The following is an 18,576-nucleotide window of genomic DNA, read 5'->3' on the forward strand; positions in this document are numbered from 1 at the left end:
TGCGTCTGCCTATTCCGCCACCCCGGCATATTTATCAAAGTATTCAAAAGTTTGCCTTATGGACAAAGCGGAAAACGGGGTTCGAACCCGCGACCCCCACCTTGGCAAGGTGGTGCTCTACCACTGAGCTATTTCCGCGTGTTTTTTGTGTCATCAACTGACGACTTAATAAGAATATCATCTGATAGCAAAGTTGTCAATAAGATTCCTTAAAAAAGTTCAAAAAAATTGCACAAATAACTTTTCAGTTAAAAAATATAAAAAGATGCATCAAATGATCAAGATACACCTTTTTGCGACCTAGATTTGTATGACCTTCTTAATCCACTGTCATCTCATACTGACGGTCATCTAAATTTACCGAAAAAGTAAGATCATCTCTAACCCCAATCACTCGTCCTAATAATCGAGCTGGCTCATCAGATGCCAAATTCTCTTCCAAATAGATCACATCTAAAAGCAAAGAAATGTTCACCGGGACATCTTCTTCTCGCTCAAATTCAGTTTCTTCCATATAAGCTAACATATCCTCATATAGATAAAAGATACGTTCAACTTGTAAATCTTGCAGCGAAGTCGCATCATTCACATAAATGAATGATAGCAAATATCTAGAAAATATAGTCTTCACATTTTCTTCAATATTTTATCTCAAATCTTCACGAGAAATTCAAAAAATCGCGCTATTATATAAGCATACCCAATATAAAAACTTTTCTTCATAAATCTTTCTCCTCCCAAACGAAAGATTCAATCATAGCCACCTACCGACTCCCAACGGTAGGTGGCTTTTTTGTATATGAACAACATACTCAGCGTAGCTTGCTTTCCCCCTTATGATCTCACATGTCATATACACTTAATGATTGCTTATTTCATTTAAGGTCGTTGTTATTTCTCTCATAAAAGTATACAATTTAATAGAAATTTAATATTTAAAGGAGAGACTTATGACATCAAATAAACCGAGGTTTCAAACACCTCATACATACGTTATTATACTAGGCATCGTCATATGTGCCTGGTTACTCACATTTATTGTTCCAGCCGGAAAGTATACGACTGAGGAAATTCAATATGAGGTTGGAAATGGTGAAACTGCTTCTCGTGTAGTCTTACAACAAGGTTCATTTAGGTATATGCACCCCTTAAAAGAGGATGTATTAATCAATAACTTAGATAGTTTAGCAGATCAACCAGAAACGCTAGCCAATTTAGACGTAGATAGCGAAGATTTAAATAAATTGCTTGAAAATAAAAGCAATCTTTCATTAGACACCCTATCTGAAATTGGATTAGAGGAATCAGAGTTATATGAATTGTACGGCGACAGTATTTACGATACCTCTATCAAATTAAATAAAACTGCTGGTATTTGGGGTACCGATGACCACTATGGCTTTGGTTTCTTGAATTATATTTTTGAAGGTTTAGTGACCGGGGACCGTTATGGCTCAGCAATTGGTATCGTGGCCCTACTTCTAGTAGTTGGGGGTTCTTTCGGTATCATCATGAAAACTGGTGCTATTGATGCAGGTATTTACGCTTTTGTAAATAATGCCAAAGGTTTTGAACATCTTGCCTTACCCTTAATATTCTTTATTTTCTCTTTTTCCGGTGCGACTTTTGGGGCTTCTGAACAGGTTATCCCATTCGTAATGATTATCGCGCCATTCTGTGTGGCATTAGGTTATGATTCAATTACCGCTGTAACCATTACCTTTGTAGCTTCACAAATCGGAAATGCGACCTCATGGATGAGTCCATTTTCAATCGCTATTGCCCAAGGTATCGCCGGTTTACCTGCCTTATCAGGTGCTGGTTTCCGTATTTTTATGTGGTTCGTGATTACAAGCTTAGCATGCGGCTTTCTATTATTCTATGCTCGAAAAATTAAAGCCAATCCTGAAGCTTCGCCTTCATTCCACTCTGATGCATTCTTTAGAAGTGATCAAGCTCAAAATGAACAAGGTCAAAAGCCATTCTTACTAGGTCACAAAATCATTTTACTTGAGATGTTATTTGGTTTGGTTTGGATTGTCTATGGTGTAATGTCGCTTGGCTTCTCTATCCCTGAATTAGCTTCACAATTCTTTATTATGGGCTTACTGTCAGGGATTACTGCCCTTATCTTTAAGCTAGATAATCTAACCATTAACGATATCGCCTATGCTTTTACTGAAGGTGTATCTGATTTAGCACCCACCGCTGTAGTTGTTGGGATGGCAAAAGGCATTTTACTCGTTTTAGGTGGTTCAGATGCTGGAACTTTCTCTGCCTTAAATACCATCCTATATAGTGTAGGAAATATCCTATCTCATGTGCCTGCTATCTTCGGTGCGTGGTTCATGTATATTTTCCAAAGCTTATTCAACTTAGTTGTAACATCAAATTCAGGTCAAGCTGCCCTTACAATGCCGATTATGGCGCCATTAGCTGATATTATTGGGGTGTCTCGTCAGGTTGCTGTCCTAGCCTTTCAACTAGGTTCAGGATTCGTAGATGCCTTTACACCTGTATCCGCTAGTTTGGTTGGTTGTTTAGCTGCAGCTAGAATTGACTGGAGTGACTGGGCTAAATTCCAAATTAAAATGCAAGTATTCTTATTCGCACTAGGTACAGCCTTTATCTTCCTAGCGATTGCTATTGGCTATCAATAATTATCTGTATAAATCCAATCCATTGGTTAAGAATTTAGAAAGGAAGTATTTCAATGAAAATTATTCGTCACGTTGATATCTATGCACCTGAGCATATTGGTCAAAAGGATATCTTAATAGAAGGTCACCGCATCATCGCTATTGAAGACCATATTGAGGCCAATATCACTGGTGTAACCATCGAAGAAATTGATGGTACTGGGAAAATAGCCAGCCCCGGCTTTATTGACGCTCACTTCCATTTACTTGGCGGTGGTGGTGAAAATGGTTTCCAAAACCGTACACCTGAAGTGAAACTTACAGACCTAACAACTGCAGGTGTTACAACTGTTGCCGGTCTACTTGGTACCGACGGTGTAGGTCGTAATGATGTCGCCCTACTATCCAAAGCACACGCATTAGAAATCGAAGGTATTTCTACTTATGTATATATTGGAAACTACCGTCTACCAATTGAAACAGTAACCGACTCTATTATTAAAGATATTATGGTGATTGATAAGGCTATCGGTATCGGTGAAGTGGCCATTTCAGACCACCGTAACGGTGCACCTACATTTGAACAATTTGCCCATGCTTGTGCCGATGCTCGTGTTGGAGGTCTACTTGCTGGTAAAGCTGGGGTTGTAAACATCCATGTTGGACCTGGGAAAGACAGATTAAAATTCATTTTCCAAGCTTTAAAAGAAACAGATATTCCAGCAACGATCTTCTATCCAACCCATATTGGTCGTAGCCAAGAGCTAGTAGATGAGGCAATTGCTTTCGCTAAATTAGGTGGTACATTTGATGTGACTGCCAGTGAAAACCCTGACCAAACGGAGGAACTAGACGGCGAAGTGCCATTTAGACGCATTCTACGTCAAGTATTGGATGAAGGATTATCTCCTGAATGCATTACACTCACTTCTGACGGACAAGGTAGTTTACCAAGATTTGATGAAAATGGTAACTTCCTACGCATTGGGGTAGCGAGCGCAAGAGCCTTGCTCATTGGTATTCAGGAAGCCGTTCAAAGGGAGAAGATTCCACTAGAAATCGCGCTACAGGCCGTTACATCTAATCCTGCTAGAATGTTAAAACTTGACCACAAAGGACAACTTGCCGTAAATAAAGATGCCGATATTCTATTGTTAGACAAAGAAACCCTTGCTATCGATACAGTGATTGCCAAAGGTGAAGTCATGGTCGACAATGGACAAGCCGTTCGTTTCGGTACATTTGAATAAAATAAAAGAGGCTGGGACAAAAATATCTCAGCCTCTCTTTGCTATATAAGAACGTTTATCATTGGATGCCAAAAATCAGCATTGTCCGATACTGCCCAAAATGCACCAATAACATTTCGTTATTGGTGCATTTTGGTCCAGTACGTCAATTCTAAACGACTTTTGTCTCACTTTCTTTTTATTACATTTCTATCAATAATTGGTAAACAGCACCGATCAAATTGGCTTCACTACCATATTTACATAAGCCGATGTCAATCGGTTCAAATGAATTTTTAAACCATTCTACCTGATCTCTTATTTCATTATATTTGTTTTGGATTCCTTCTAATAATAATGGTTGAGCTGAGATACCACCACCAAAAATAACACGGTCAAGGTCTAAAGAAATTTGTAGGGTATGAATGATATAAACAATATCTTGGCAATACTGATCAAATAAAGCTGTAACTTCAGGACTAGTCCCTTCGTCTAAAGCTTGGAATACCTCTTCCCCATCTCCTGGCGCTAACCCTAAAAGTTCTCTTGATTTATTCACAAAAACAACTGCAGATCCGCGTCTACCCATTGCGTTCTCTGTAGTCATATCGCTAGAAGACGCATACATATAGGACAATTCACCCGCTTGGAAGTGGCTACCTTGATGGAGTTGTCCATTTAAAACAATACCACCACCTACACCAGTTCCTAAAAGTAAAACCAATCCATTATCGACGTCTGTTAAATGACCTTGCCATAATTCAGCTTGAGCCGCTGCCTTCCCATCATTAATTGCTGCTGCTGGCAAGCCAAAGTTTTCTTGGATAAAGGTTTTAAAATTTAATCCATCGATAAAAGGGATTGCACCACCGACATGGACAACACCTGTTTCTGAAACAACTCGCCCAGGTGCAGAAAATGCTACACCTTTCAATTGGTCACCTACTTGCGCTTTCGCCCGGTCGACGATATCTATGATTGCTAATTTTAAATCAGATAAATTTTGGGGTGTCTTCCGTTTGTGCTGATTGGTAACTTGTCCCGTCTCATCAACTAGTCCTATCTTGATATTTGTACCACCAATATCTATACCTAAATATAATGATTGCGCTGTCATTAACCTACCTCCAAAATGTCCTACTTATAAAATGCTTTCAATGATTTTAGCATGAATCTATGCCTTTTTTACGCTTTCAACTCTTCATCTGTTTTCAAGGTGCCCTTCAATTAAATCTGCCAACATTTGCGTTTGCTGTGGTAAGGGTACATAGGCTTGTGGTGGAATCTTGGCAATCGGTTTATGCATCCGGTTAGCGAATTTAGCTAATTGATCAAAAAACATGCTCGTTTGTGGACTCACTAGATACAGATCAAATTGATCATCTTCAATGGCCTTTTGACCTGAATATACTGATGTGGCGTTTACTTCGATAGCTTTTCCTGCTGTTTGAAACAAGGCCGTTACCTTCTTAGCAACCAATGAGGATGACATCCCACCCGCACAAACAATTAATACCTTTTTCAATAACTTCTCCTCCTTTTGCACGTGAATTTACTTGTTTTCTCATTTTGAAAACCTTTACATCTTTATCTACTTTCACATAGCAAGATACAAGAAAAACCGAGCAAATTCATATTTATTTGCTCGGCTTCTTTTGATTATGCACTTATTTTAGTCAATGATTATTGGTCTAAATGCCAAATATCATGATTGTATTCTTCAATCGTACGGTCAGCTGAGAAGTAACCTGCATTAGCAATATTGATTAAAGAACGACGCGTCCACTCATGACGGTCTTCGTATTCATAGTAAACTTTTTCTTTTACGTCAATAAATTCTTCTAGGTCAATTAAAGCCATGAAGTAGTCTTTATTGGTCATGTCATTATATAGACGTTGTAAGCGTTCTGGAATACCATAAGCCATTAACTCATCAGAGATAATGAAGTCTACGATTGGTTTAATGCGCGCTTGTTTATAGTAGTATTGTGGGTCATAACCATCTGTTGCATATAGATTGACGATTTCCTCACTTGACTTACCAAACGGATAAACATTTTCTTCGCCTACTTGTTCAGCGATTTCAACGTTAGCACCATCCCAAGTCATGATTGTCAAAGCACCGTTCAACATAAATTTCATGTTACCAGTACCAGACGCCTCTTTAGAAGCTAACGAGATTTGTTCAGAGATATTAGCTGCTGGAATTAAGTATTCCGCTTCAGACACGTTGTAGTTATCTACGAATACCACTTTCAAGTGTGGTGCAACATCTGAGTCATTTTCGATTAACTCTGATAGTGACAAGATTAAATGGATAATGTCTTTGGCAATTGTGTAGGCTGGTGCTGCCTTACCACCGAAAATAATCGTGATTGGTGTCCCAGGAATGTTCCCCGCTTTAATTTCATGGTATTTATAAATGATATATAAAGCGAGCATTTGTTGACGCTTGTATTCATGAATACGTTTGATTTGGACATCTACAATTGAATTGCGGTCAATATTGATACCACGTGTACGTTTTAAGTGGTCTGCTAAGGCATTTTTATTTTCTTTTTTAATGCGACGTAGCTCATCTAGAACCGCTTCATCATTTTCAAACGCCAATAAGCCTGTTAAATCAGCATCTTCATGCCATTTTGTGCCAATATGTTTATCCATAAAGGTCGCCAATCTTGGGTTAGAGGCCATTAACCAACGACGGAAGGTAATACCGTTTGTTTTATTTGAGAATTTTTCAGGATAAATATCGTAAAAATGGTTTAACTCATTATTTTTCAATATTTCTGTATGCAAAGCGGCAACCCCATTAATTGAGAATCCAAAGTGAATCGCAATCGATGCCATATGAACTGTACCATTTTGATCAATAATGTGCACCGCTGGTTTATCCGGGAATTGCGCTTTAATGATTTCGTCTAGCTTTATAATGATTTCAGCAATCTCTGGTACAACTTCTTGAATATCAGATAATGGCCATTTTTCTAGGGCTTCTGAAAGAATCGTATGGTTAGTGAAAGCGACCACGTTGCGTGTGATTTCCACCGCTTCTTCAAAATCAATGCCATGTTCTGTTGTCAGTAAACGAACGAATTCTGGAATGATAAATGTCGGATGGGTATCGTTAATTTGTACAACAACATATTCTGCTAAGTCATGGATGTTAGATCCACGTTCAATTGCTTCTTGAATAGCTAATTGCGCCCCATTAGATACCATAAAATATTGTTGATAGATACGTAATAAGTTCCCGTTACGGTCGGAATCATCCGGATACAAGAATAAGGTCAGGTTTTCTTCAATTTGCGTCTTGTCAAAATTAATAGAACCTTCTTCGATAATTTCAGGATTTACTGTATCTAAGTCAAATAAGCGTAATTTATTCACGTTTGGTTGGTTATAACCAGGTACATCAATTTCATATAAAGTAGATTGTAAAGTAAATTTACCGTATGGTACTTTGTATGAAATATCAGACTTCGTCAACCAAGTTGGATGATCTAACCATTCATCTGGTTCATAAGATTGTTTATTATTTTCAAAATATTGGCGGAATAAACCAAAATGGTAATTTAGTCCAACACCATCGCCATTCAAACCTAGCGTTGCAATAGAGTCTAAAAAGCAGGCTGCTAATCGACCTAAACCACCATTTCCAAGTGAAGGTTCAGCCTCTGCTTCTTCAACCTCCGCTAGTGATGTCCCATTTTCTGCAAGTTCTTTAGCAACTTCATCATATAAGCCTAAGTTTAGTAGATTATTTGATAGTAATTTACCAATTAAAAATTCGGCAGAAATGTAGTATAGTTTACGTTTACCTTCATTTTTAGGCATTGCTGCTGTTTTTTCTTGGACAAGGTCTAATAAGACTTTGTAGATTTCTGCATGCGATAATTCACTTAGCGGTTGATTAAATTGTGCTTGCGCACGTTCGTTTAAATTTAACATGATTGTCTCCTTATCTATAAATGTGTATTCGTCAATTTAAATAGTTTATTCAAGGGTTACTTTAGCTAATCATTATCTTTAGGTAAAAAGGCAGCCTCTGCTGTTGCACTATTTATACCATTATTTGTATCATCTTGACTAATGAAAGCTTTATTTACTCTAAAGTATGTTTCAGTAACTGTAAGTAGGCGTTCTTCAAGATCAACTGTAAAGTCATCCTCACTCATACGCCAGTCCCAGTTATCACCAATGGTAGATGGAATATTGATGCGTCCTTCTGGTCCTAAACGTAATAGGTCATTCATCATATAGATGGCTAGTCTTGAAGGTGATGCAGCAATCCCTCTTACAAAAGCATCAGAAGGGTGTTCACCTACACGTCGGTTAAGGTATTGGTCAGCTTGATCTCGTTCAGCTTGAGTGGCTTGGTTCATATACCAGTCATAAGCTTGCATCGAATCGTGTGTTGACGCATAGGCTACTGAATTGACAGGATAATGATGTGGTAGGTCCTCTGAATCTTGACCATAGAAACCATTTTGGAGGACTTTCATTCCTGGGTAACCTGTGTTATCCCGCAAATCATGAACGGCTTGCGTCATAAAACCTAAATCTTCTGCAATCACCTTGATGTCGCCTAATGCCTGTTTAAACTGGTCAAAAATTTTAATACCTGGACCTTTCTTCCAAGAGCCTGAAGCGGCGGTTGGTGACCCAAATGGGACAGCCCAATAGCTTTCAAATCCACGGAAATGGTCAATACGTACGACATCGTACAACTTGAAGCTCTCCTTCATCCGTAAAATCCACCAAGCATAATCGGTTTCTGCCATGTAGTCCCAGTCATAAATTGGATTACCCCAATATTGACCGTCAGCCGAATAGAAATCAGGTGGTACACCGGCAACCAAGGATGGATTTTTCTTCTCATCAGTTAGGAATAATTCCGGTTGAGTCCACATTTCAACTGAATCGCGGGCCACATAAATAGGAATATCACCGATGATTTCGATATGGTGTTCATTCGCATAAGTTTTTAGGTCTTTATATTGTTGGTTAAACCAAAATTGGGTGACTAAGTGGTAATCATACCGGTCAACATGCGCTTCACAGAATTGCTTAATAACCGTTTCATCGTAGTTACGCAAGTTTTCTGGCCATTCATACCAAGGCTTTTGTCCCTGTTCTTCTTTAACAGTCATATACTGGGCAAAAGGGACCAACCAAAAACTGTTTTCTTCATAAAATTGTAAGAATTCTGGTCGATTGTTAGATTTAGCTGTCATAAAGTTCGCTACAGCTTTTTCAAGAATCGGTCTCCTTTTTTGGAAAATTGTATTGTAAGCTACTTTCTTTGGATTATTACCAAAATCAACTCCTTGATAATCTGTTTTATTTAGATAACCCTGTTTCGTTAATAGATCAAAGTCTATAAAATGGGTATTACCAGCAAAGGCTGAGAATGATTGGTAAGGCGAGTCCCCAAATGATGTTGTAGTCAAAGGGAGGATTTGCCAATATTGTTGCTTAGTTGCGACTAGAAAGTCAACAAATTCATAAGCAGATGCACCAAATGAGCCGATACCAAATTGATTTGGTAGGGAAGATATATGTAAAACGACACCGCTTGCTCTCTCCATGATGAAACCTCCTATTTTCACTGTTTCTTTGTTAATTCACTTACATTTTACATAAAGCGCTTGCGTAATGCAACCGGTTTCGTAAACTTTTTTTCGATAATTTGAAAACGTTGTCAATATTCGATATAATAATCGTAATAAGCAGAGAGGATAACACTTATGGCAATTACAATTCGAGATGTCGCTAAAAGGGCGGGTGTAGCACCCTCTACCGTTTCACGGGTAATCGCTGATAACCCTTCAATAAGCGAAAAAACCAAAAATAAAGTTCGTACTGTGATGAAGGAAATGAATTATTTTCCAAATATTTATGCGCAAGGGCTTGCAAGTGCACATTCAAAAACATTTGGTCTTGTTCTACCCCTAGCAACTGATGCCTTTTATCAAAACCCCTTCTTCCCTACCGTCTTACGTGGCATTAATTTTGAGATGGCTAAACATGATTATTCTATCCTGCTTTCAGTTGGTCTAGATGATAATCAGCGCAGGAAGCATATAGAAAAAATCGTTAATGGTAAACAAGTTGAAGGACTGATCTTTCTATACGCTTCAAAAAATGACCCTCTATTGCGGTTTGCCCAAGAGGTCAACTGTCCAGCAGTCGTGATCGGTTCACCTGATAATACAAAAGTCCACTATGTTGATAACGACAACGATTTAATCGGTTACCAAGCAACAACAGCCTTGATTCAACAAGGATGTCAACGAATTGCTTATATCGGTGGAGATATGGATCAATTCTTTATCGCCGACAGACACAAAGGTTATGAACGTGCCTTAAAAGATCATTCTTTAACTTATGATCCAAAACATATTTATAATGACTTTGCCTTCTTACCAAACGATGGTTACAACTTAGCTAAAGATACACTAGACCTTGAAAATATTGACGGTATGGTCATTTCTGATGAATTGGTTTCAGAAGGTATTCGGGCTTATCTAGATACACAGGATATTCAAGATATCCACACGATTACTTTTTCAGCCTACCAACAAGGAAATACCCAGTGGATGAATAAGAATTCTTATGTCAACCTAAATTCCCATATTATCGGCTCAAGGGCCGTGGATATATTGTTTGAAGCCTTAGATCCTGACCAAGCTAGCACACGATTCATTCATGAATATGTCGATGCTGACTTGCAGGCGACTTAATTCAGGTATTATAATTTTAGAAAAAACTTTCACTAGGTAGTTTTTTGATTTTGAGTGTTTATTATTTGCCGTAAATACTCGCTAAAATACGGAATTTGACGATACATGCTAGGCTATTTGAGATAATAAGCTAGTTATGGATGTTTTTAATGAATCTGTACTGCAAAAAAAGCCATGAAAATGAATCATGACTTCTTTCGAATTAACCTTATTTAAGACCTTTATCATTGCGTCTTTCTTCCAAATGACAAGTCTAATAATATCTTACTCTATCGTCATATTGGTTAAATTAATTTGATTGATATCGCTAATCAACCATTCACCATCAACTTCAACCATTGTTAACATTAATCTGGTAATGAGTGTATCGTCCAAAAAGTGCTTCTTGGTGACGTTCTTAACGACCTCAACCGCTACAAGCACTTCATCTGTACCAACCGTGGCAGGGTCCACCCAAACTGAATAGTCTTCTATCGTCACTTTTGCATAATACATCTCGTATTGTTGACGAATACCCTCAGGCGCTTGGCTTAATTCAGCTGCCACTTCAGCATCTGTCGGCGCGTTCTCATTTAATAGCTCAGTCGTTACAAATGGTTCTAGAGATGCTCTATATGCATCGTGTTTATTTTCAATTTCAACTGAAGTATCCTCAGGGACGTACACTTCAATGAATTGAACAGCCTTATCTGTCAGGATTTGGTATAAATCATCCTTTACTGTGACGCTCGCCTTTGTTTCTTCAATTTCTGATAATTGGTTTTGTAATGCTTCGTTTTCCGATTGCAATTCTTTTAATTACATATTTAAATCACTCAACTCTTGTTCAGCTTGGTTTCTATTAAAGGATGAGGTGTTTTCCTGTGCGTGCACCGTAAAACCGTTAAACAAGGCCATAAGTCCAGCTACCAATACCATTCTTTTTTTCAATTAAGTTGCCTCCCATCCACTCTATTCATAGGTGCCAAAATATTCATCAGCTGAATAAGTATATCTGTCTACTACCCATGTATCGTTTTCTTGAACCATTTCTAAACCATAATTACCTTGGATTGTAAACTCATTCCCATAATCATTTTTATGTGTAACTGCATTGACTACAACAGATATTGATTCCCCGGCCATATCCTGTGGGTCTACCAAAACTTGATACTCTAAAAGTTCTACTTTTACCCAATTTTCACTTTCTGGTGGAAGAACACCAGCTTCAGCGGGAGCCAGTAAATCCAATAATTTGTTTGAAACATAGGGTTCAAGGTCAATACGTAATTTCGGAATATCTTCGCCATATAATTCTGTATCTTTTGGCACAGTCAGTTCAATAAAAGCAGCTGCTTGATCCCTGATATGTTTTGCTGTGGCATCAATGGAACCTTCAATAGTTGATTGCTCACTACTATCAATTTCTGCTTGTAATTGTGTATTCTCTTCAGTGATTGACTCAATTTGTACTGACACTTCTGCAATTTGTGCACTCATTTCTGCTGCTTCACTTGACTCAGAAACTGTCGATTCATCATTTGAAGCTGTTTCTATAGATGCTGCAGTTTCTATACTTTCTACCCCACTTGCTGCAGCCTCATTCCCTTGACCATTGCTACAAGCTACTAAAAGTAGCATTGAAATGCCCAATATAATCCCTTTCTTCACGATACCCAATCCTCCCAAAACGATTTTTGTATGTTTATATCATAAATATACTATAAAGCTTGTTATTTGGGTACTGTATTTACAGTCTTATCTATATCTCAAATAATTGATGGCTTTGTATTGAGAAAAACTATCGTTAAATCCAGGCATTATTATCCTAAATATGCTTTTTGCTTAATAAAAAGCCGTGATCAAGATATAGGGATCACGACTTCTCTCTAACTACTGAATATTTTATAACAATTAAAACTAAACTAAAATGTGATCAATTAATTGCATTACTTGACGAACTTGCTCATTCTTCACGATTGGTTCTGCGCCATGAACGACCACATCATAAAAATTCTTATAAAATGATGTACCTACTGATTGAATTTCCGGTAATGGTATGGTCTCAGTTACCCCATCAACTGGTGGTGCCATCGTTTTCGTTAAGCCAACGCCTGCTCTAATTGGTGATGGTTTATTTTCCACTGCATTGCCTGTTGCTTTCACAATACGACCATTCATTTCCCAATCCTCAATAATTGCGGTTCCTTGGTTTCCTTTAATATACCAACGTGGTAAGCTGACAAAGTTAGAAGTCCCTACCTCTACAAGAGCGCGAATCCCATTTTCAAAGGTTATATAGGCCATAAAACCATCATCTACTTCATCACCAAGAATATAAGATAAATCTGCATTCACCGACTTAATAGGCGAGTCAACTAACCATAATAGTTGATCAAATAGGTGAATACCCCAGTCTAAGACCATCCCTCCACCATGGGCTTTAAGATGGCGCCAGTCTCCGGGAATACCGTTAGCACCATGAACGCGTGATTCAATTTGAAAAACATCCCCTATGGCTTGACGTTTAGAAAAGATTTCTTTTACTTGTAAGAAATCTGGATCCCAGCGCCGGTTTTGGTGAACCATCAAGACCTGCCCAGTTTCTTTGGCAACTGCCAACATTTCATCGAATTCTTGTGTATTCATGGCCACTGGTTTTTCACAAATGACATGTTTCCCTGCCCGCATTGAACGAATAGCCAAATCCTTATGACTATCATTAGGTGTAGCAATAAGAACAGCATCTACCTCCTGGTCATCTAAAATAGCTTCAAAGGATGGATAAACATAGGTGCCCGTTTCTTTAGCAACCTCTTTACGATCCATATCAATATCATAAGTCCCCACAACTTGTAGGTAATCACTTTCAGCTGGAATCAGACCATGAACATGATAAGTCCCCATACCTCCGTAACCTACTGTGGCAATATTTAATTTAGCTTGGTTTTTATCCATTGTCATTATGCCCACCACATTTCTTGAGGTTGGTCACGCATCATTACAGATTTTAAATTAGTGATGGCACGGTCTAAACCTTCATCTACTGACATAATAGGGTCTTCATGTTCAATGGATAAGACATAATCGTAACCATAAATACGCAATTGTGCCAACATTTGTGACCATTCTGACATTGGATGACCTTCTCCTACACTACGGAAGGTCCAAGCACGTGTAGCGACATCTTGATAGGGTTGCATATCTGTTAAGCCATACATATTGATATTATCTTGGTCTAAGTAAGTGTCTTTAGCGTGGAAATGGTTAATAGCCCCTGCTTTACCTAGAATTTTAATGGCTGCAACTGGATCAATCCCTTGCCACCACATGTGTGAAGGGTCGAAATTGCAACCGATATTATTTCCAGCTTCAGATCGTAAACGTAGCATAGTCGCTGGCGTATGAGCTAAAAAACCACCGTGCATTTCAATCCCAATTTTCACGCCAGCAGCGCCTGCTTCTTGGTTAATATCCTGCCAATAAGGAATGAGAACCTTGTCCCATTGATAGTTGTAGGCATCCGCATATTCGGTTGGCCAAGGAATGACTGGCCAGTTCACGTGCGTATCCGTTGCATTTCCCCCAGCAACACCAGAGAAACCATTTACCACAGGTATATTCATTAGAGAAGCTAATCTTATCGTCTTTCTCAATAATTCATCATGGGCTTTCGCTTGGCCTTTGTCCGGTGAAATAGGGTTACCGTGTGCTGACAAAGCCGAAATAGATAAGCCACGGTCTGCTACTTTTTGTAGATATTCCTTTCTAGCGTCACTAGATGCTAAAAGGGTATCAATCTTCAAATGAGCATCCCCTGGATTAGCACCCGTCCCAATTTCCACAGTTTCTAATCCTTTTTCTGCTACTTGATCTAACATCTCTTCAAAGGATAAGTCATTAAATAACGGGGTAAATACACCTAATTTCATAAAATCCTCCTATATTCATCTAGTTTTCATTTCAATTTTTAATTTTTATTATTTATTGTAATGGGAAAATGCCCATATGTTGGTCGCTCTGTTAAAGGTGCTGCCCAATGCACAGCATTCTTAATCACTTGTTGAATGGTTGGATGGTAATAAGTCGGAAAAGTTTCATGCCCTGGATGGAAATAGAAAATCTTCCCATTCCCACGGCGATAAGTCATACCGCCACGGAAAACTTCTCCATTTGGATAACCAGTAATAAAGATCAGTTCATCTGGCGCTGGTACATCAAAATGTTCTCCATACATTTCTTCTTGATCTAAATCAATCCATTCACCTACACCTTGAGTAATTGGATGAGAAGGATTGACATTCCACACTCTAGCAGAAAGGCCGTCCTCGCGCCATTTCAAGTTACAAGTCGTGCCCATTAATTTCTGGAATATTTTAGAAAAATGGCCTGAATGAAGCACAATTAGCCCCATTCCGTCCAAAACACGTTGGTGAACCCGGTCTACAATAGCATTGGCTACCTCATCATGTGCCATATGTCCCCACCAAAGTAAGACATCTGTTTGGTCTAAAATCTTCTCTGTCAGTCCATGTTCTGGTTGGTCCAGGGTTGCCGTATTCACTTTAAAATCTGTTCTTAAGAAACTAGCTAATGCCTCATGAATTCCCTTTGGATAAACATCTTTAACATCCTCATCCGTCAATTCATGACGAAACTCATTCCATACTGTCACTCGAACCATCAGAAACCTCCTATTGATTTAGAAAAACGGGTTGTCCAGTTTTTGCAGATTGATAAATTGCTTCTAGAATTTCAGTCACTATCAGAGCTTCTTGCGGTTTTACAACTGGTTCTGTATCGTGAATAATGGCTTGAATCCATTGCTCTGCTTCCGCAACTTCAGGGTCATAAGTATCCCCTTCAAAGAAGTCTACAGAACCTGGATCTACAATCACTTGTTTATCAAAAAGAAGTCCATGATCTTCACCATTAATTGTTAATCCATTGTTCATATCTGCACCGCCCTTAGTCCCATGCAAGGTGGTTTTAGCTTCACCCGAGTTTACTGTATTCAAGGCCCATGATGATTCTAGGTAAATGCTGGCACCATTTTCCATGACGATATAACCAAAAGCGGAATCTTCAACCGAAAACTCGTTAGGATCCCAAGAACCAAAGGCATTCGCAGCATTTTGTGTGTCAGCTAGTTTTCTATAAGTATTTCCAACTACGTATTTGGGTTGATAATTGTCCATCATCCATAAAGTTAGATCAAGTGCATGAGTACCAATATCAATTAAAGGACCTCCGCCTTGCGCTTCTTCATCAAGGAATACACCCCAAGTTGGTACCGCACGGCGACGAATGGCATGCGCTTTGGCGTTGTAAATTTCACCTAATTGCCGTTCTTGGCAGATAGCTTTTAGATATTGACTGTCCTTTCTAAAACGATTTTGATATCCAATAGTCAATTTTTTGCCATTGCGCTCTGCCGCTTCAATCATTGCCCGACCTTCTTCAGCTGTTTTAGCCATTGGTTTTTCACACATCACATGGTTACCCGCGTCTAAAGCAGCAATGGATAATTCTGCATGGCTAGCATTTGGGGTACAAACATGGACAACATCCAATGTTTCTTCAGTAAGCATGGTTTGATAGTCCGTGTAGACACGCGAATCATTACTACCAAATTTAGCCTTTCCAGCCAATGCTCTTTCTTCGATTAAGTCACAAAATGCCACTAATTCGACACCTTCAACTTGGGACAAGGCCGGTAGATGCTTTTGCATACCAATACCCCCGCATCCGATAATGGCTACCTTTAAGCTTGTTACTCTTTCTGTCATAAGAAACCTCCTTATAAAATTTTATATCATGCATTATGCAACCGTTTTCTTTAACTGTTATAGAAAAAGGCACACACGGTTCTTGAGAGATTCGCATGTACCTTATTCGGGCTATTTAATCACTTTGCCCGTTTCAACATCAAAAAAGTGCGCTTTGTTCATATTAAAGGCAACCTTGATGGTTGAACCAACTTCATGATAGTCACGAGCATCAACAACAGCGATAAATTCTTGGCCATTTACATCTAGGTAAAGGATCGATGTTGCCCCGGTTAATTCTGATACCGTAATCGTTGGTTCTACAACTGTCTCCGGCGTTGCATCTAAAGCTAATTGTTCTGATTGCATATCTTCTGGTCGAATACCAAAGGTCACTGTCTTACCGTCATAACCTTTCTCATCTAATATACGACGAGATGGTAAGGTTACTTCAAGTTTCGTACCTCCCGCTAAATGGATTTGACCAGCTTCATACTTCACATCCACTAAGTTCATAGCTGGTGACCCCATAAAAGCTGCAACAAAGGCATTTTCAGGATTGTTATAAACCTCAAGTGGTGTGCCTACTTGCTGAATCTCACCCGCATTCATAATGACAATCCGGTCAGCCAGAGTCATCGCTTCCGTTTGGTCATGGGTTACATAGATAATCGTTGTATTTAATCTTTTATGTAATTTGGCTATTTCAGACCGCATATGGACACGTAGCTTAGCATCCAAGTTAGATAAAGGTTCATCCATTAAGAAGGCTTTTGGTTGACGGACAACCGCACGACCAAGGGCCACTCGTTGACGTTGCCCACCAGATAAAGCTGCTGGCTTACGGTCTAACAAGTCTGTGATTTGTAGTAATTCCGCCGCTTCATCTACACGAGTATCAATTTCCTTCTTATCTACTTTGCGTAATTTCAAACCAAAGGCCATATTTTCACGCACAGTCATATGCGGGTATAAGGCATAGTTTTGGAATACCATAGCGATATCACGCGTTTTAGGCGCGACATCATTCACTACTTGCCCGTCAATCACCAAGTCTCCTTTGGTAATATCTTCCAAACCAGCGACCATTCGTAAGGTTGTAGACTTTCCACAACCAGACGGTCCTACAAAGACAATAAATTCATTGTCTTGAATGTCTAAATTGAAGTCCGTTACCGAAAACTTCTCCGCATTATCGTATTTTTTATAAATATGGTTTAATTTTATTTCAGCCACAAGGCATTCTCCTATCTTCAAAAATGCACATTTCGATTGTCATTTTCTTCTTCACATTAAAGGCAATACTAGTGTTATATATTTTTTCTCTATTTAGACTAAGCTTCTAACAGTTTAAATTCATCTAATGTTTGATCGCGGAAACGTGTTTTCCACATGACTAACAGCAACATGGTAACTAAACCAATTGTTTGTAGACTGGCCATTAAAGACACATCAAAATTGTATAAGCCATATGCCATAGCCAATAGAGTTGGTAATGACAAGGCATTTAGAATCAAATTGACAGACTCTTTATAACTTTCGATCGATGTCACTGGGCTCCCCTTCGTCATATAGAACATAAGGGCCGCAATGCCCACTAAGAAAAGGTTCATTGCTAAGAAAATTAGGCTAATCACACTCGAGAAAATCAAGACCACTAAGACCCGATTTTGATCCAACCATTGCTGACTCAAGCTTGCTTGAATACCATCTTTATCCAAACCAGTCAAATCAAAGTCTTTTGTATAAAGAACTGTCGCTGTTGGTGCGCCAGCTTCCATTAAGATAAACTGATTCTCTTGGAAAATGATGGCCGTTTTCCCGCTAGCAGTTAATGCATTGACTTGATCATCTGCTAATCCAAAAGCGGTAGTCCCTTCAGCGGTTTCAGCTATTAGTTGCTGATCAATCAACATTTCACCCTCAGAAAAGGTGACTTGTTGCATATCTTCTACTAGTTGATTGTCTACAAGGGCCATGGCATTAGGATAATAATCCGTTACAGGAAATTCGGTCATATTGGCATAGTTTAAGGTTACTGGAATTGTCATCAAACCATTTAGAAAGAGGATGACTAAAATCATTTGCCACCATTTAAGGTCATGGCGGTTAAACCAAATACTGTTTGGTGTCCAAATACTCTTAAAATAATTGATGGGAAATATCGCTTTTAGCACGTTCATCGCCTAACTTTCTATTGATTAATGTGTGAAGA

At 38.8% G+C, this 18,576-nt stretch carries 17 protein-coding genes and 1 tRNA gene; 3 read left to right on the forward strand and 15 right to left on the reverse strand.

Translation table 11 applies throughout. From position 1 onward, the window contains the following. Positions 1-66: 66 nt before the first annotated feature. Positions 67-138 (reverse strand) — tRNA-Gly (locus HMPREF3116_RS05380). A gap of 181 nt (positions 139-319) precedes the next feature. Further along, the gene (locus HMPREF3116_RS05385) at positions 320-631 is read right to left on the reverse strand and encodes a hypothetical protein (protein ID WP_148129221.1); all 312 of its coding nucleotides are present in this window, start codon (positions 629-631) and stop codon (positions 320-322) included. A gap of 319 nt (positions 632-950) precedes the next feature. Between HMPREF3116_RS05385 and yfcC the strand changes: the two genes are divergently transcribed. Further along, positions 951-2,660, forward strand: coding sequence for a putative basic amino acid antiporter YfcC (gene yfcC / locus HMPREF3116_RS05390; RefSeq protein WP_070468167.1), 1,710 nt, complete (start codon positions 951-953; stop codon positions 2,658-2,660). Between the two features lie 53 nt (positions 2,661-2,713). Continuing rightward, positions 2,714-3,889 (forward strand): beta-aspartyl-peptidase, encoded by a 1,176-nt coding sequence (iadA, locus tag HMPREF3116_RS05395; protein WP_070468168.1) that lies wholly within the window; start codon positions 2,714-2,716, stop codon positions 3,887-3,889. Between the two features lie 181 nt (positions 3,890-4,070). Here iadA and HMPREF3116_RS05400 read toward each other — a convergent pair whose 3' ends face one another. The 4 genes from HMPREF3116_RS05400 to malQ form a co-directional block, all read right to left on the reverse strand. Beyond that, complete coding sequence (locus tag HMPREF3116_RS05400) at positions 4,071-4,985, reverse strand: ROK family protein (RefSeq protein WP_070468169.1); 915 nt, start codon at positions 4,983-4,985, stop codon at positions 4,071-4,073. A gap of 84 nt (positions 4,986-5,069) precedes the next feature. After that, a complete protein-coding gene (locus HMPREF3116_RS05405; RefSeq protein WP_083272776.1) occupies positions 5,070-5,393 on the reverse strand; it encodes a PTS cellobiose transporter subunit IIB in 324 nt (107 codons plus the stop codon). A 158-nt stretch (positions 5,394-5,551) separates the two neighbouring features. Further along, positions 5,552-7,819, reverse strand: a complete 2,268-nt coding sequence (locus HMPREF3116_RS05410; RefSeq protein WP_070468170.1) for a glycogen/starch/alpha-glucan phosphorylase — start codon at positions 7,817-7,819, stop codon at positions 5,552-5,554. Between the two features lie 65 nt (positions 7,820-7,884). Continuing rightward, entirely contained in the window at positions 7,885-9,459 is a 1,575-nt protein-coding gene (gene malQ / locus HMPREF3116_RS05415; protein WP_070468171.1) for a 4-alpha-glucanotransferase, read from the reverse strand. Positions 9,460-9,618: 159 nt separating this feature from the next. On the opposite strand from malQ, the gene HMPREF3116_RS05420 reads away from it, so the two are divergent. Beyond that, positions 9,619-10,614: a LacI family DNA-binding transcriptional regulator gene (locus HMPREF3116_RS05420; protein WP_070468172.1), complete on the forward strand. Its 996-nt coding sequence runs from the start codon at positions 9,619-9,621 to the stop codon at positions 10,612-10,614. Positions 10,615-10,878: 264 nt separating this feature from the next. Here the strand turns inward: HMPREF3116_RS05420 and HMPREF3116_RS05425 are convergent, their stop codons facing one another. The 9 genes from HMPREF3116_RS05425 to HMPREF3116_RS05460 form a co-directional block, all read right to left on the reverse strand. Then, entirely contained in the window at positions 10,879-11,403 is a 525-nt protein-coding gene (locus HMPREF3116_RS05425) for a hypothetical protein (protein ID WP_070468173.1), read from the reverse strand. A 9-nt stretch (positions 11,404-11,412) separates the two neighbouring features. Beyond that, positions 11,413-11,544: a hypothetical protein gene (locus tag HMPREF3116_RS09290; RefSeq protein ID WP_256365717.1), complete on the reverse strand. Its 132-nt coding sequence runs from the start codon at positions 11,542-11,544 to the stop codon at positions 11,413-11,415. Between the two features lie 21 nt (positions 11,545-11,565). Continuing rightward, a complete protein-coding gene (locus tag HMPREF3116_RS05430) occupies positions 11,566-12,264 on the reverse strand; it encodes a hypothetical protein (protein WP_070468174.1) in 699 nt (232 codons plus the stop codon). A 249-nt stretch (positions 12,265-12,513) separates the two neighbouring features. Continuing rightward, the gene (locus HMPREF3116_RS05435; RefSeq protein WP_070468175.1) at positions 12,514-13,557 is read right to left on the reverse strand and encodes a Gfo/Idh/MocA family protein; all 1,044 of its coding nucleotides are present in this window, start codon (positions 13,555-13,557) and stop codon (positions 12,514-12,516) included. After that, the gene (locus HMPREF3116_RS05440; protein ID WP_070468176.1) at positions 13,557-14,525 is read right to left on the reverse strand and encodes a sugar phosphate isomerase/epimerase family protein; all 969 of its coding nucleotides are present in this window, start codon (positions 14,523-14,525) and stop codon (positions 13,557-13,559) included. Before HMPREF3116_RS05440 ends, HMPREF3116_RS05435 begins: the two co-directional genes overlap by 1 nt. Before the next feature lie 38 nt (positions 14,526-14,563). Then, positions 14,564-15,277 (reverse strand): ThuA domain-containing protein, encoded by a 714-nt coding sequence (locus tag HMPREF3116_RS05445; RefSeq protein WP_070468177.1) that lies wholly within the window; start codon positions 15,275-15,277, stop codon positions 14,564-14,566. Positions 15,278-15,287: 10 nt separating this feature from the next. Further along, positions 15,288-16,382 carry a Gfo/Idh/MocA family protein gene (locus HMPREF3116_RS05450; protein WP_070468178.1) on the reverse strand — a complete coding sequence of 365 codons (1,095 nt, stop codon included), beginning with the start codon at positions 16,380-16,382 and terminating at the stop codon, positions 15,288-15,290. A 111-nt stretch (positions 16,383-16,493) separates the two neighbouring features. Then, positions 16,494-17,597: an ABC transporter ATP-binding protein gene (locus HMPREF3116_RS05455; RefSeq protein ID WP_070468179.1), complete on the reverse strand. Its 1,104-nt coding sequence runs from the start codon at positions 17,595-17,597 to the stop codon at positions 16,494-16,496. A gap of 98 nt (positions 17,598-17,695) precedes the next feature. Then, a complete protein-coding gene (locus HMPREF3116_RS05460) occupies positions 17,696-18,544 on the reverse strand; it encodes a DUF1189 family protein (RefSeq protein ID WP_070468180.1) in 849 nt (282 codons plus the stop codon). Positions 18,545-18,576 lie beyond the last annotated feature (32 nt).

This window comes from Aerococcus sp. HMSC10H05, assembly GCF_001806975.1.
Lineage (GTDB): Bacteria > Bacillota > Bacilli > Lactobacillales > Aerococcaceae > Aerococcus > Aerococcus viridans_B.

Bases quoted from the DNA above. Each gene is read 5' to 3' on its own strand.
- yfcC (WP_070468167.1), top strand. From the start codon at position 951: ATGACATCAAATAAACCGAGGTTTCAAACACCTCATACATACGTTATT.
- iadA (WP_070468168.1), top strand. From the start codon at position 2,714: ATGAAAATTATTCGTCACGTTGATATCTATGCACCTGAGCATATTGGT.
- HMPREF3116_RS05400 (WP_070468169.1), bottom strand. From the start codon at position 4,985: ATGACAGCGCAATCATTATATTTAGGTATAGATATTGGTGGTACAAAT.
- HMPREF3116_RS05410 (WP_070468170.1), bottom strand. From the start codon at position 7,819: ATGTTAAATTTAAACGAACGTGCGCAAGCACAATTTAATCAACCGCTA.
- malQ (WP_070468171.1), bottom strand. From the start codon at position 9,459: ATGGAGAGAGCAAGCGGTGTCGTTTTACATATATCTTCCCTACCAAAT.
- HMPREF3116_RS05420 (WP_070468172.1), top strand. From the start codon at position 9,619: ATGGCAATTACAATTCGAGATGTCGCTAAAAGGGCGGGTGTAGCACCC.
- HMPREF3116_RS05435 (WP_070468175.1), bottom strand. From the start codon at position 13,557: ATGACAATGGATAAAAACCAAGCTAAATTAAATATTGCCACAGTAGGT.
- HMPREF3116_RS05440 (WP_070468176.1), bottom strand. From the start codon at position 14,525: ATGAAATTAGGTGTATTTACCCCGTTATTTAATGACTTATCCTTTGAA.
- HMPREF3116_RS05445 (WP_070468177.1), bottom strand. From the start codon at position 15,277: ATGGTTCGAGTGACAGTATGGAATGAGTTTCGTCATGAATTGACGGAT.
- HMPREF3116_RS05450 (WP_070468178.1), bottom strand. From the start codon at position 16,382: ATGACAGAAAGAGTAACAAGCTTAAAGGTAGCCATTATCGGATGCGGG.
- HMPREF3116_RS05460 (WP_070468180.1), bottom strand. From the start codon at position 18,544: ATGAACGTGCTAAAAGCGATATTTCCCATCAATTATTTTAAGAGTATT.